The sequence below is a fragment of the Arthrobacter sp. OV608 genome, assembly GCA_900110595.1.
Taxonomy (GTDB): domain Bacteria; phylum Actinomycetota; class Actinomycetes; order Actinomycetales; family Micrococcaceae; genus Arthrobacter.
The window spans coordinates 226,046-240,069 of record FOEZ01000003.1; the positions used below are offsets into that span (position 1 = coordinate 226,046).

A 14,024-nucleotide genomic window follows, 5' to 3' on the forward strand; every position below is an offset into this window, starting at 1 on the left:
TCTAACAAGTTTACCCGGTGAACTAAGGGCTTCCGTGCATGTTCCGGCGTGGCGCAGCGGACATCCAACTGGTGCCGGGGCGGGCTATGTGGTCAGCTTGGCGGCGGCGAAAGACACAGTGAAACGGGCGCACCAGATGCTGACCGAGGTGTAGTCGCCAAGGTTCGTCGCCGCCGGAATCTCATAGTTCTGGTTGCCTTTGTTGGCCTTGAGGGAGCCCAGATCGAGGTAGCGGCCGTCGTCGAACAGGTACCAGCCTGCTGTTCCCTCAACCACCGGTGCATCACTGAGCCATACGTGCAGATCGGGGCCGTCTGAGGTGTCCAGGCCTTCGAAGCGGAGGATCCGGCTCCCGTCAGGCAGCTCGAGGATCTTCACCGTTCCCGAGCTGGCGTGTTCGTGGGAGATGAGTTGGCCTGTTGCCAGTTCCCGCGGAGCGGCGACGGCGGAGGGTGCGGGGCCCGCGGAGGATGCGATACCGGCCGAAGGCGCAGCGCCGGCGGACGGCGTGGACGGCGTTTCCGCGGATCCCTGCGACTGCGAGGCCGGGGCGGGGGCAACCGGAAGATCCTCGATGACCGTTGAGCTGGTGAAGATCCGCCAGGGCTGGAACAGGTAGAGGCCTGCCGCCACCACGATGGCGGCAAGAAGCAGCGCAGCCGGAAGGATTCTGCGCTTTCTCATGTAACGTCAACGTCCGGATTCGCGGCCCCGTTCCGGCCTGGAAGACCGTTCGACGAGGAACTGCCCGGCGTGTCCCCGGCGGCCTTCCGATCCAGGGAAGCATCATCAATCGTGACCGTCCCGGCGTCGCCATCCACGAGGATCCGCTGGCCGGTGGCCAGCCGCTGGGTGGCCACGCCGGTACCAAGGACGGCGGGAATGCCGTACTCGCGGGCCACGATGGAGCTGTGGCTCAGCGGACCGCCCACATCGGTCACCACGGCGGAAGCCATCGCGAACAGCGACGTCCACGCCGGAGTGGTGATGCGGGCCACCAGGACGTCGCCGGGCCGCATGGTGCCGAAGTCCTGGGGACCCGTCAGGACGCGGGCGGGCGCAGTGACCTTGCCCGCACTCGCTCCTACACCCTTGATCACGCCGCCGGGCTTTTGCCGGGGGCCAGCCGGCATCATCGATCCGAAGGCCTTGTCCATCCAGCGGCTTTCCGGAAGCATCTGCGGCGCGGCGGCCTTCACCTGGCCCCGCCACAGCATCCTGCGTTCCTCGACGGCGGCGGCGCGGACGGGCCGTTCGGCCCCGGCAATAAGGACGGCGGCCTGCGCCCCGGGAGCGGCAAGGCCGAACTCCACCGCGCTCCGGAGCTCCTGGTGCCGGAGCCAGAACACGTCGTCCGGCGCAGCGATGACGCCGGAGCCCACCAGCCGCTGCCCGAGTTCCAGCAGCATCTGCCGCAGCAAAGGCCAGGCCAGTCCGACGTCGGCCAGCGCGTCCTCGCGGATCGGTGCTGTGTCCTGCGCCCACCGGAGCAGGCGGAGGAAGGCGGCCCGGCGGCGCGGCCCCAGCCGCGCGGCCATCTGCTCAGTGAGCGATTCCCGGCGCTCGGTCAGCAGCCGCTGCCGCTCATGCGGGTCGGTGCCCTGCCCGCCCAGATAGAATTTCACGGTTTCCAGCAGGGCGGACGGATCGTCGGCAGGTACCGGGCTGGCGAAATCCAGGTTGTAGACTGCGTGGCCGTAGAGGGCCAGATGCTCCCTGAACGCGAAACGCCATTCCTGCCACAGGCCATCGTTCACGCCTGCGGGCGGGGTGCCGGTGTGGTGGGACTCGGCGAGCGCCGCCGTCGGCTCGTCCAGCAGGGCCGAGGTCAGCCCGGGATCGCTGCGGGCCCAGCCGGCGAGGTCGTAGAGGGATTTTTCTGCACGGATGGGTTCGCTGTCGTAGCCCAGGAGGAATGTCTGGGCAGGGGGATCGCCGTCGCGCCGGACCAGTTTGTCGTAGAAGGCCTGGAAGGAGATCTCGCTGGTGGCGGCGAGCGGAATGATGGACTGCACGGCCGTGTAGTAGACGGTGCCGGCGTCGAGCAGCGCCTGCACTCCCGCCAGCAGTTCCTCGCTGGTGAGCTCCGCCGTCGGCCTGGTGGACCAGTCCTTGATCACGTTTACGTACCGCGGGTGCGAAAACCCGCGCCAGCCGGCCACTCCCATGTGCGCCTTGCCGCGGGCCAGGGCGCCCAAGGCCTTTGGCAGCTTGCGCATCATCCGCCACATGCCCGAGTTGCGGTAATAGTAGTAGGCGTAGCCGTTGATGGTGGGCAGCCCCACGTCGCCGTCGCGGATCACGGTCCTGCCCAGGGCTTCGGCCATCAGGGATTTCAGCGACCGCGCCACGGAGCCGTCAATCATATCGGCGAACAGTGGTGAGAGCGGGTCCGGCAGCTGTTCCACAATGCTCGCCCGGAAATAGAGCCCGTTCGGATAGGGCAGGGGCCATGTGTCCGGGGTGTCTGCCGACGGCTCGGGCAGTGCTGTGATGGGCCGGGATTGCAGAATGTGGAACCGGCCGCCGGCCCGCGCCCACTCGATGTCCTGCGGCGTGCCGAAATGGTCTGCGATCTGCCGGCCGTACCGGGCCAGCTGGGCGGCGGCGTGGTCATCGAGCACTGGCTCTCGACGGCGGGCTGCCGCCACCGGCCGCTCCTGCGTTCCGTTCTCCGCGTAGACGGTCATGACGTCCTTGTCCGCTGTCTGCCGCGAGACCACAGCGCCGGTGCCGGCGTCGACCACCACGTCATCGGTGGTGACCGTCCCGCTGACCACCGATTCGCCCAGGCCCCACGCGGCACTGATCACCGCCTGGTCCCGCCGCCCGTTGGTGGGGTTGGCGGTGAACATAACCCCGGCCGCGTCCGCCTCCACCATCTGTTGAATGACGATGGCGAGCCTCACCCCATCCGGTGCCACGCCTTCGCGGGCACGGTACGCCATGGCGCGCGCCGTCCAGAGCGAAGCCCAGCAGTCGATGACCGCTTTTATCAGGGCCTCCGCGCCACGCACGTTCAGGTAGGTGTCCTGCTGGCCCGCGAAACTGGCCGACGCCAGGTCCTCGGCGGTGGCGGAGGAGCGCACCGCCACAGCTGCATCGCCGTTGCCGAGCCGCCCGTAGGCTTCGGCCAGTTCGGCTGCGATCCCGGCGGGCATGGTGCCGCCTTGGAACAGTGAGCTGATCCGCTCCGAGGCCTCCTCATAGTCCCGGGGCTGTGCCTGCGGCGGGAGCGTGGCCAGGTCTTGAACCGCCGTCGCGAAGTTGTTGTCGGTGACGAAATCCGCATACGCGGCAGTGGTGAGCACAAACCCCGTCGGGACCGGCAGCCCGGCCTGGATGAGGCCGCCGAGGCCCACGGCCTTGCCGCCGGCCCCGGCGACGTCGCCGCGACCCACCTTGGCTAGATCATTGATATAGCTCATGAACGCGTCCTTGTTGCCCGGAAGGGGCGGCTGGAGTTGAACTGGTTCTCCACATACTGGCACTGCCGCGGGCGGGTGGCCATAACTTCCGGGTGTGGCCGGTTTGGCGGTGTCCCTCAGTGCGGCAGAACGGCGGCGGCCAGGCCTCGGCTGGACTTAACCGCAGCAGCGCCTGAAGGATGAACACCATGGCTGATGACCTGGCACCTGCCGCCCCCTTCGACCGCTTAGTCCTGATCTTCAATCCGGGCAGGGCCGGAATGGCCGGGCGCATAGAAGTGCTGCAGCGGGATTTGGCCCTCGACCTGCAGGGCCTGCCTGTGGAGCTGCTCCCAACAGGCTTTGCGGGGCATGCCAGGGACCTGGCGAGGTCCGAGGCCGGGCGAGGAACCCCGCTCATCGTGTCAGTCAGCGGCGATGGCGGATACAACGAGGTAGTCAACGGGGTGATGGACGTTCCCGGCAGCAGGGCGGTGTGCACGGTCCTTCCTGCAGGTAATGCCAATGACCATCACCGGAGCTTGCCCGCGAGGCCGCTGACGGACGCCATCCGCGACCGCCGGGTACGGCACATTGACCTGCTGCGCATCACATTCCGCCGCGCAGGCGGTGAACAGGTCCAGTACGCCCACTCCTACGTGGGGTTCGGGCTCACACCGTTGATGGCGATCGGCATCGAAAAGGGCGGAAAAGGAAAGGTCCTCGAACTCATCTCCGTTGCCCGGACCCTCTCCGGCCTGCGGCCGTTCGAGCTTGTGCGGGATGACGGGGCCACGGCGCAGTTCGACAGCCTGATCCTGGCCAACATCTCCCGGATGGCGAAGTACGGAACAGTCAGCGAAGCGCACCACCCGGACGATGGCCGGTTCGAGGTGGTGACGCTGCCCCATGCCGGTCGGTGGAAGATGGCGCTGATGACACTGCGCGCCGTCACGCTGGGCCTGGGCCATCAACCCGCGGTCAGCAGTTATGCCTTCACCACGCGCAATGCAGTTCCCTGCCAGATCGACGGCGAAGTGGTGCATGTCCAGGCGGGCACGCATGTCCTCGTGGAGAGCGCCAAAGGTGCCCTCACCACCATCTGACGGATCTTCGCCGGGGTGCTTTCCTGGCGCTGCCTAGGGTTGCACGGAGTCGAAGAACGTGTACCCGGAATCTGGCTTCGCGGTCTCGGCTTCGTGCGACTTCATGCGGATGAAATCCACGTCCTCCTGGCAGAGCGTAGTCTCGCCGTGCGGGTCCTCGTTGAGGGGGTGGCCGGTGGCTGCACTGATTTCCGCAGACAAGGTCCGGGGAAGGATCATGCAGCCGGGGTTTTCGATCAACCACTGCGTAACCGTTGAAGGGAGCCGGTGCCACTGGTCTTGGATAAAAGTGTCGGTCATTGCGTGCCAACGATCTTGTGGTCCACTGTCCGTCCGCAGGAAACGAGGAACGGTTGTGGCAGGGGGTCAGCGGCCCGGGTCCGGATCACTGCAGGGAGGGGCGACGGTTGATGCCCGTTCCGGCCTGTGGTGCCATCATGGCCGTCCTCGTAATCAGGGAACCGGATGTCCAGTCACGGCCGTCCCGACGTACAGCGAGTCTACGCTCCAACAGCGCACATTCAGCGGGTGCAGCCGGGGCAATCTACGGCAAGCTACGGGACCGCCGGAGCCAGCCTCAGCGATGGTGCGGAATCACCGAAGGAAGGACGCCGGCCGGAGCGGTATGCAGACTCGATGACCGGTTCCAGCTCGTCCAAAACGGTGTGGTTCCCGGGGAGGACCACGTGGGCCAGGAATTCGGATTCCAGAGTGGCAAGGCCTGCCGCCACCGCTGCCAGTTTGGCGTCTATTGACACGGACAGGGCGTGCCAAAACCTGCGGTTGGCGCGTTCAAGCGCCTTTTCCTTCGCTTCGCCGATGGGGCCCTGCGCTGTGTCCCCCGGGGTGATCACACTCCCGTCAGAGTCGGGCAAGGAAACGACTATCCGGAATTGTCTTCCGCCGCCCCTGAAGGCGATGGCGCTCTGATGACCGCGCTGGCTGAAAACAACGTCCGTGGCGCCGTATTCCACGAGCGCTAGCCTGATGTGTTCCCGGGAAGCACCGCTGCTCAAGGAGTCGCCGCGGGTGTAAGGACTGGTCATGGTTCAACTATGCGCCCTTTGGCCACTCCTTCCTACGCCGGGCAGCCGCGGGTCTCCCTAGCCGGCGTCGCCAGCAGGAGGCCATAGACTCGGAGCCATGGCAGCTTCTGGGGGAGTGCCGGCACGGTGCGGAGGAATGGATATGGTTTCCGGTGCCTGTGCCGGGACGTACGGAGCCAAGCTGACCATCATGACGGGCCTGCCGCAACCGGGGTCAAAGTCCAGACCAATCCGGACCACCGGGCTTCCGAGCTGGAGGATCTGTCCGAGTGGTCGGAGGAGCAGCTGCAGCCGCGGCTGCCCGGCGAGCTTCGCGGCACCAGCAGCGGAAACACCACCAGCACCGCCGCTTTGATGGCAGCACCGGGCCAGTACGAGCTCCAGTTCGTCTGCGACTGGCTGCCGGGAGCTGAGCTGTCCGTGTCCACGGCGGCAGGCGTTGAAGTCCTGGCTCCCGTGCAGGTGCCCTGCACGGGGACGATGTTCAAGGCGCCAGTGCTGCTGCCTTCCGAGGGAGCGGGCCTCACGATGATCCCGGACGGTGGGCTGGAGGGCCGCTTCGCCTACCGGCTTGTTTCAGCCAGCCAGCCTTGAGGAGTACTACCTCAGCCTGTTTCGTAGGGGCAGTCCCTGGATCCGGCTGTATCCTTTCCTAAGCATGCTTACCATCGGCATTTCGCGGATGCCGGGCACGGACGGGCATTATTAAGCTCTGCGTTTGCCCTGATGGGTACTTTGCCGCATGCACGCAGGACGGACGAACAGGGGCTTGAATTGGCAGGGAATGCAACCTTCCGGCACAGCAACACCGCGCTGCTCTCGGTAAGCAGCGTCGAGGCTCCGAGGATCGTGAGCTCTACGGATTTTGACCGCCGGTTGGCTTCCACCCTGCAGCGGCTGAAGTTCCCGCCCCGGCTGCTGGAACGCGTAGCGGGCGTCACGCACCGGCGCTGGTGGGCGGCCGGAACGTCCTTTGATGATGCTGCCGCCGAAGCGGGGGCAAAGGCCTTGGCGGAGGCCGGCGTTGAAGCATCCGATGTGGGCCTGCTGATCAACACCTCGGTGACCCGGCGGAACCTTGAGCCGTCCGTTGCGGTGAAGATTCACCACGGACTCGGCCTGCCGTCGTCGGCCATGAACTTCGACCTCGCCAACGCCTGCCTGGGATTCGTTAACGGCCTGACCCTGGCGGCCAACATGATCGATTCCGGCCAGATCAACTACGCCATGATCGTCAACGGCGAGGACGCCGAGGCAACGCAGGAGGCCACGCTGGCCCGGCTGCAGCGGCCCGAGACCACGCGCGAGGACTTCAACCGGGAGTTCGCCACACTCACCCTGGGCTCCGGCGCCGCCGCCGCCGTCCTGGGCCCCGCGGACCAGCACCCCGGTTCGCACCGGGTGGTGGGCGGCGTGATGCGCGCCGGCACCGAACACCACGAGCTGTGCGTGGGCGGCATTGACGGCATGGCCACCGACACCAAGGGACTGCTCGACGGCGGCCTGCAGCTCGTCGTCGACGCCTGGCACGAGGCGCGGGCAGAGTGGGACTGGGCCGCCATGGACCGGTACGTCACGCACCAGGTGAGCAACGCCTACACCCAGGCCATCATCGCCGCCATCGACCTGGACCCCGCCAGGGTGCCCATTACGTTCCCGCACTGGGGCAACGTGGGCCCGGCGTCGCTGCCCATGACGCTCGCGGCCGAGGCGCAGTCCTTGGAAGCGGGGGACCGGGTGCTTTGTATGGGCGTCGGATCCGGACTGAACACCGCGATGATGGAAATCGTTTGGTAGCCGCCAACTGGCCCGGCGTGGACCCGGAGTGGCCGCGTGAAATCGAGGTTGCTTCCACGTCCGCCGCCGATGCCCCGGGCACAGTGCGCCGCTGGCACCTGCTGGACAACGGCCCACAGCTGTCCCGCCGTGGCCTGGCTCCCGCCGGCACCCTGCTGTGCGTGCACGGCAACCCCACCTGGTCCTATCTCTGGCGGACGCTGCTGGCTGCCGGATCCGATCCGGCCCGCCCGTGGCGCGTTGTGGCGGTGGACCAGCTGGACATGGGCTACTCGGAGCGCACCGGCACGTTCCGGCGGCTGGCCGACCGGATCAACGACCTCGGCGACCTCACGGACGCCCTGGGCCTGGACGGGCCGGTGGTCACTGTGGGCCACGACTGGGGCGGCGTCATCAGCCTCGGTTGGGCGCTCGCGCATCCGCAACAGCTGGCCGCGGTGGTGCTAACCAACACCGCCGTGCACCAGCCCGCGGGCCAGGCCATCCCGCCGGCCCTGCGGCTTGCCCTGCACCCGGCCGTGCACAAGTGGGGGACCACGACGTCGGACGCTTTCCTGCGGGTGACGCACTCACTGGCACACCCGCCGCTTCCTGCCGACGTCCGCAGCGCCTACATGGCCCCCTACCGCGGAGCCGACCGCAGGGCAGGAGTGGGGAACTTCGTTGCCGACATCCCCGTTGACGCCTCCCATCCCAGCTTTCCGGCGCTCAGTGGGGTGGCGGAAGGGCTGCGCGGGTTGAAGGTCCCGGCGCTGATGCTCTGGGGCCCGCGGGATCCCATCTTCTCCGACCGGTACCTCAAGGACCTCATCAACAGGCTCCCGCATGCGGAGGTGCACCGCTTCGAAGGCGCCGGCCATCTTGTGGCGGAGGACCGGGACATTGCCACGCCGGTTTTCCAGTGGCTTGCCGGGAACGTTGAGGGTGTCAGCGAGGGCGAGTCCACAAAACCTGTAGCCACGCCTGCCGGCGGCCAGGAGCAGGACGCGGCCCAGCCGGCGCCGGGCGAGTTCCGGCCCCTCTGGCACCCGCTTCAGCATCAGGCATCAGGACCGGCGGGAGCGGATACCGCCGTCGTCGAAATGACCCCGAACGGCACCGCTTCCCGGTCGCTCAGCTGGCGGCAACTGGACCGCAATATCCTGGACCTCGCCGCGGGGCTGAAGAATGCGGGGGTGGAAAGCGGCAGCCGGGTCAGCCTGATGGTTCCGCCCGGGGTGGACCTGACCGTGGCCCTCTACGCCTGCCTCCGGCTGAACGCCGTGGTGGTGGTGGCCGACGCCGGACTGGGAACCAGGGGCCTGAGCCGCGCCGTCAAAGGCGCCACCCCCGATTTCCTCATCGGCATCGACAAGGCACTCGCGGCCGCTTCAATGCTGGGCTGGCCCGGACAGCGGATCAGCGTGCGGGACCTCCCGGCCACCCGCCGTCGGCTGTTGGGAGCGGAAACGTCCCTCGACACCCTGGCCCGCTCCGGAGCCGGCCGCGGACCGGGTCATTCAACAGACATGGTGGACCCGGATGCCCCGGCCGCCGTGCTCTTCACCTCCGGCTCCACCGGCCCAGCCAAGGGTGTGCTTTATACGCACCGGAAGCTGGCGGCGATGCGGGACACGGTGGCCGAAACGTTCGGGATCCGTCCCGGTGCCCGGCTGGTGGCAGGGTTCGCCCCGTTCGCGCTGCTGGGACCGGCGCTCGGTGCGGTGTCGGTGACGCCGGCCATGGACGTCACCGCGCCGCGCACCTTGACGGCCAGCGCGCTCGCCGACGCTGCCGCGGCCATTGACGCCACGGTGGTCTTCGCCTCGCCGGCGGCTTTGCGCAACGTCCTTGCCACGCAAGACGGCCTCAGCAGCGCAGGGCAAAAAGCCCTGGAACGTGTTGATCTCCTGCTCTCTGCCGGCGCCCCCGTCCCGGAACCGTTGCTGGCCAATGTGCAGCGGCTGTTGCCCCGGGCCTCGCTGCACACCCCCTACGGGATGACCGAGGCGCTGCCGGTCACCGATATCAGCCTGGAGGAGATCCAAACGGCCGACGCCGATGCTGCCGCCGGCACCTCCGCTGGAGCAGACGCCGTGGCGGGAGCGGGCAATGGCGTGTGCGTGGGAAGGCCCGTGCACGGCGCGCAGGTGGCCATCGTCCCACTGGCGCCGGACGGCACCGCCCCCGGGGCCGATCCCGTGACGGAGGCCGGCATCGCCGGCGAGATTCTGGTGTGTGCCCCGCACGTCAAGGAAACGTACGACAGGCTCTGGCTGGTCCAGCGGGAAAGCGCCAGCCTGCCCGGCTGGCACCGTACCGGCGATGTGGGGCACTTCGACGCCGAAGGCCGGCTCTGGGTGGAAGGACGCCTCGCGCACGTGGTCACGGGACCCGACGGTGTGGTGACCCCCGTGGGTGCCGAACAGGCCATCGAACGCCTGGAGGGTGTACGGCTGGCGGCGATCACCGGGGTCGGACCGGCGGGCACCCAGGCCGTGGTGGCCGTCGTCGAAACTTCCCCTCCGGTCCGCAAAGCCGGACCCGCTGAGCCACAGCTGGCTGGGCGGGTCCGGAAGGCCGCACTGGAGGCCGGCGTGAAAGTCTCCGCCGTGCTGGTTGTCCCCGCGCAGCCCACGGACATCCGGCACAACGCCAAGATCGACAGGACCCGCCTTTCCCGCTGGGCTTCGCGGGTGCTGGCCGGCGGCCGTCCGGGCAAGCCATGAGGGTCCTGGTCACGGGCGCCAGCGGGCTGCTCGGGGGAGAGGTGGCGCGGCTGCTGGTACGCCAGGGCCATGATGTGGTGACGTTCCAGCGCCGTCCAGCGGGGGTCGACGGCGCGACGGACTTCTGCGGGTCCGTCACGGATGATGCGGCGCTCCGGGCAGCAGTTGCAGGCGCCGACGGAATCATCCACCTGGCGGCGAAGGTCTCCTTCACCGGACGGGCTGCGGAGTTCAATGAGGTGAACGTTGAAGGGACCCGCCGTCTGCTCAATTGCGCCCGTGCCGCCGGCGTGCGGGACGTCGTGTTTGTGTCCTCCCCATCGGTAGCCAATTCCGGCGCCGCCATCGCCGGGCAGGGCGCGGAGCCGGCGGACCCGGAGCACGCGCACGGCGACTACGCCCGCACCAAGGCCGAGGCGGAACTGCTGGCCCTGGCAGCGGACACGCCGGACTTCCGGGTGGCAGCGGTTCGTCCCCACGTTGTGTGGGGCCCGGGGGACACCCAGCTGGTGGAACGGGTCCTGGCCCGCGCCGGCCGGAACCGCCTCCCGCTGCTCGACGCCGGAGCGGCACTGATCGACACCACGTACGTGGACAATGCCGCGGCAGCAATCGTCGCCGGACTGCACCGGATGGACCATATCCACGGCAGGGCTATGGTGGTGACCAACGGCGAGCCCCGCCCGGTGGGTGAGCTGCTGGCAGGGATCTGTGCCGCGGGAGGTGTCCGCCCGCCGTCGTGGTCTGTGCCCGGTGGGGTGGCGCGGGCGGCGGGAGCAGTGGTGGAGAAGGCCTGGACCTGGGCCGGGCGCCAGGAGGAGCCGCCGATGACAAGGTTCCTCGCCGAGCAACTCTCCACTGCCCATTGGTTCGACCAGCGCGAGACCCGGGAACTCCTGGACTGGACACCCGCCGTCTCGATCGATGAGGGCCTGGCGCGCCTGGCCGGGCACTACGGGACCAAGCCGGCCGGCCGGTCCTGAACGTCAAGAGGACAATCAACCCGCCAGTCCGCTAAGCCGGGCCTGGAGGAAGCGCCGTTCGGTGTCGTTTTCCGTCAGGATCAGTGCCTCCTCGAAAGCGCCGCGTGCCTCCTCGAACCGGCCCAGGCGGACCAGGAAGTCGGCCCGCGCGGCGGCAAGGTACGGGTAGCGGGCCAGCATGGGTTCGGTTCCCAGCGCGTCCAGCTCAGCCAGGCCTTCGGCGTAGCCTACCGCGAAGCCGAGGGCGATCGCCCGGTTAAGCCTGACGACGGGGGATGGCCACTTTTCCAGGAGCAGGTTGTACAGGCCGAAGATTTCCTGCCAGTCCGTCCCGGACCACGACGTGCTTTCATCGTGGACCGCGGCAATGGCCGCCAGAAGGGCGAAACGGCTCGGCGGACGGAGACTCAAAGCCTCGCGCAGGAGAGCAAGTCCTTCAGTGATGGCTGATTGGTCCCACTTCGATCGGTCCTGGTGCTCCATCAGCACCATCTCCCGATGTTCGTCCAGCCTGGCGGCACTGCGGGCATCGGTGAGCAGGATCAGCGCAAGGAGCCCGGCAATGTCGCCATTGTCGGGCAGCAGGACGCGAAGCATCCGGGCGAGCTCGTGCCCCCGTTCCGCCAGGTCCCGGCGCATCAGGCTCCCGCCCACAGGCGCAGTATGCCCGGTTGTGTACACCAGGTAGACAACAGACAGGACGCCGTCCAGGCGTTCCCGGAGTTCTGACGCCGCCGGAATGCGGTAGGGGATCCGGGCAGCCGCGATCTTCTTTTTCGCCCGGGTAATCCGGGCCGCCATCGTGGGCTCCGGTACGAGGAATGCACGCGCCACATCGGCCGTGGACAGCCCGCAGAGCAGCCGCAGCGTCAGCGCCACCTGGGCTTCCGGGGCGAGGGCAGGGTGGGAGCAGGTGAAGATCAACCGCAGCCGGTCATCGGGCACACCGCCATCCCGATCCGGCTCGCCTTGCCCGAAGTCCCCAGGGGCCAGGAGCTTGGGAAGCGCCCGCCGCTCAGTGGCGGCGCGGCGGTGCATGTCCAGGGCCCGCCGCCGCGCGGCCACGGTGAGCCACGCTCCTGGGTTCTTCGGGATGCCACGCGGACCCCACGTGGACAAGGCACTGGCGTAGGCGTCCTGGACCGCTTCTTCGGCCGTGTCGATATCGCCGGTGACGCGGACGGTGGCCGCCAGCACGAAGGCCCACTCCCTGCGGTGTGCGTCCGCCACCGCGGCAGCAACTTCCGAGCTGGCGGCCGGGGACATCAGCTGACCACCCGGACGGGCCGGACCTCTACCCCGACGCCGGCGGGAACCTCCTTGGCGATCTCCAGCGCCTCGTCGAGGTCGGCTGCCTCAATCAGGAAGTAGCCGCCCAGCACCTCCTTCGACTCGGCGAAGGGACCGTCCGTTACGGAGAATCCACCAGATCCATCGCGCCGGATTGACGTTGCCGTCGAGGCCGGGTGCAGTGCGGCCCCACTGAGCAGGGACCCGTTCCGGCGCTGCATAAACTCCTGGTAGCCGGGGCTGATGGACTCGCCCTCCGCTTGTCTGGCAACTGCCTCGTCCTGGAAGATCAGGATCAAATACTTGGACATTGTTATCCCCTCATCTGTTATCTGTAAGGCCGTCCTTTGCGGCCCTACATATCCGACGCGCGGGAGGAGCCCGGATCGACGATTGCCGGCAGCAATTCTTGGGAAGGCTCCCGCGAATATTCTCTGCCTAATCCAGGCTTTGGGCTGGGCGTAGGGTGGGAGATGGACGAAAAGGAGCACTTCATGAAGAAAATCCTCATGGTACTAACCAGCGTTTCCGAGATCGGCGATACAGGAGAGAAGACCGGCTACAACGTGGCCGAGGCTGCACATCCCTGGAAGGTCTTCAAGGACTCCGGGCATTTCGTCGACTTTGCGTCCATCCAGGGCGGCCAGCCCCCGCGTGACGAGGTGGACTCGAAAGATCCCATCCAGGTCGCCTTCACGGAGGATGAGACCACCCGCGCCGGCCTGTACAACACCGCCCGCGTGGACGTGGTTGATCCGGACCAGTACGACGCCGTCTACCTCGTGGGCGGCCACGGCACCATGTGGGACTTCCCGGACAGCGAAGGCCTGCAGAACCTCGTGGCCAGGGTCTACAACAACGGCGGCCTGGTGGGGGCGGTCTGCCACGGACCGGCCGGCCTGCTGAACGTGGAACTTGAGAACGGGCTGCGACTCGTCGAGGGCCGGAAGGTTGCCGCCTTCACCAATGACGAGGAGGTTGCCGCAGGGAAGGACAAAGTCATCCCGTTCTTCCTGGCGGACCGGTTGGAGGAGCAGGGTGCCACCCACGTCTCCGCAGACGTCTTTGAGGAACAGGTGGTGGTTGACGACAGGCTGGTGACCGGCCAGAACCCGGCGTCGGCTGCCGGGGTGGCCAAGGAGATGGAGAAGCTCTTCGCCGAGGTCATCCACCAGGAAAAAGCCGAGGAACGGCACGAGACAGAAGCCCTGCGCGCCGAAAAAGACGCCGAAAAAAGCGCCAGGAAGGCTGCGGCGGAAGCAGAGCACTAACCCCGGCAGCGAGGACTGAAACTGGCGGCCACCCTGACTGAGAGGGTGGCCGTCGCAGTTACAGGAGCCGTGTCCTGCTGCTAGCCGTTGCCCGCACCTTCTCCGGTGTCCTCCCGGATAACGTCCAGATTGTGGAAGGTCACCGGGCCGTCGCACAGCGCCGCCATTTTGGCAGCGAACTCTGACGTTTCCGGGCGCCCGGAGTTCTCCATGGCCGTTTCGAAGGAATCGAATTCGACGATGGTGAAATAGGTTCCCGGGTGGTCCCTGTCCGCCGTGGCAATAATGCGGCGGAACGTGGCTGGACGGCTTCCCTCGGTTGTTGAGGGACCGCCCAGCGCTTCGATCTCCTCGATGCGGGAGGTCTTGAATTCGATGATCTGCACAAACCCGGCCATGACGGCTCCTTCGCTGCG

Annotated in this window: 13 protein-coding genes; 6 read left to right on the top strand and 7 right to left on the bottom strand. The window is 67.6% G+C overall.

The window, feature by feature from the left end; all coding sequences use genetic code 11:
• Window positions 1-84: 84 nt before the first annotated feature.
• Both BMX78_RS05865 and BMX78_RS05870 read right to left on the bottom strand, forming a co-directional pair.
• Window positions 85-684: a DM13 domain-containing protein gene (locus BMX78_RS05865; protein ID WP_170850699.1), complete on the bottom strand. Its 600-nt coding sequence runs from the start codon at window positions 682-684 to the stop codon at window positions 85-87.
• On the bottom strand, window positions 681-3,428 hold the full coding sequence (locus tag BMX78_RS05870) for a PEP/pyruvate-binding domain-containing protein (protein ID WP_091417569.1): 2,748 nt from the start codon (window positions 3,426-3,428) through the stop codon (window positions 681-683). The genes BMX78_RS05865 and BMX78_RS05870 overlap by 4 nt, the downstream gene beginning before the upstream one ends.
• 188 nt (window positions 3,429-3,616) lie before the next feature.
• On the opposite strand from BMX78_RS05870, the gene BMX78_RS05875 reads away from it, so the two are divergent.
• A complete protein-coding gene (locus tag BMX78_RS05875) occupies window positions 3,617-4,513 on the top strand; it encodes a diacylglycerol/lipid kinase family protein (RefSeq protein ID WP_091417572.1) in 897 nt (298 codons plus the stop codon).
• Between the two features lie 33 nt (window positions 4,514-4,546).
• On the opposite strand, the gene BMX78_RS05880 is transcribed toward BMX78_RS05875, so the two are convergent.
• On the bottom strand, window positions 4,547-4,813 hold the full coding sequence (locus BMX78_RS05880; RefSeq protein ID WP_091417574.1) for a hypothetical protein: 267 nt from the start codon (window positions 4,811-4,813) through the stop codon (window positions 4,547-4,549).
• Between the two features lie 254 nt (window positions 4,814-5,067).
• A complete protein-coding gene (locus tag BMX78_RS05885; RefSeq protein WP_091417576.1) occupies window positions 5,068-5,559 on the bottom strand; it encodes a hypothetical protein in 492 nt (163 codons plus the stop codon).
• 126 nt (window positions 5,560-5,685) lie between these two features.
• On the opposite strand from BMX78_RS05885, the gene BMX78_RS05890 reads away from it, so the two are divergent.
• The 4 genes from BMX78_RS05890 (at window position 5,686) to BMX78_RS05905 (ending at window position 11,047) form a co-directional block, all read left to right on the top strand.
• Window positions 5,686-6,153: a hypothetical protein gene (locus tag BMX78_RS05890; protein ID WP_091417578.1), complete on the top strand. Its 468-nt coding sequence runs from the start codon at window positions 5,686-5,688 to the stop codon at window positions 6,151-6,153.
• Between the two features lie 180 nt (window positions 6,154-6,333).
• The gene (locus BMX78_RS05895) at window positions 6,334-7,356 is read left to right on the top strand and encodes a 3-oxoacyl-ACP synthase III (protein ID WP_170850700.1); all 1,023 of its coding nucleotides are present in this window, start codon (window positions 6,334-6,336) and stop codon (window positions 7,354-7,356) included.
• Complete coding sequence (locus BMX78_RS05900; protein ID WP_091417583.1) at window positions 7,350-10,064, top strand: alpha/beta fold hydrolase; 2,715 nt, start codon at window positions 7,350-7,352, stop codon at window positions 10,062-10,064. The genes BMX78_RS05895 and BMX78_RS05900 overlap by 7 nt, the downstream gene beginning before the upstream one ends.
• The gene (locus BMX78_RS05905) at window positions 10,061-11,047 is read left to right on the top strand and encodes an NAD-dependent epimerase/dehydratase family protein (RefSeq protein WP_091417586.1); all 987 of its coding nucleotides are present in this window, start codon (window positions 10,061-10,063) and stop codon (window positions 11,045-11,047) included. Before BMX78_RS05900 ends, BMX78_RS05905 begins: the two co-directional genes overlap by 4 nt.
• 15 nt (window positions 11,048-11,062) lie before the next feature.
• On the opposite strand, the gene BMX78_RS05910 is transcribed toward BMX78_RS05905, so the two are convergent.
• The gene (locus tag BMX78_RS05910) at window positions 11,063-12,313 is read right to left on the bottom strand and encodes an RNA polymerase sigma factor (RefSeq protein WP_091417589.1); all 1,251 of its coding nucleotides are present in this window, start codon (window positions 12,311-12,313) and stop codon (window positions 11,063-11,065) included.
• On the bottom strand, window positions 12,313-12,648 hold the full coding sequence (locus BMX78_RS05915) for a YciI family protein (protein WP_091417592.1): 336 nt from the start codon (window positions 12,646-12,648) through the stop codon (window positions 12,313-12,315). The genes BMX78_RS05910 and BMX78_RS05915 overlap by 1 nt, the downstream gene beginning before the upstream one ends.
• Before the next feature lie 183 nt (window positions 12,649-12,831).
• Between BMX78_RS05915 and BMX78_RS05920 the strand changes: the two genes are divergently transcribed.
• Window positions 12,832-13,608: a type 1 glutamine amidotransferase domain-containing protein gene (locus tag BMX78_RS05920; RefSeq protein ID WP_091417976.1), complete on the top strand. Its 777-nt coding sequence runs from the start codon at window positions 12,832-12,834 to the stop codon at window positions 13,606-13,608.
• Window positions 13,609-13,688: 80 nt separating this feature from the next.
• Here BMX78_RS05920 and BMX78_RS05925 read toward each other — a convergent pair whose 3' ends face one another.
• Window positions 13,689-14,006 (bottom strand): hypothetical protein, encoded by a 318-nt coding sequence (locus BMX78_RS05925; RefSeq protein ID WP_091417594.1) that lies wholly within the window; start codon window positions 14,004-14,006, stop codon window positions 13,689-13,691.
• Window positions 14,007-14,024: the final 18 nt, after the last annotated feature.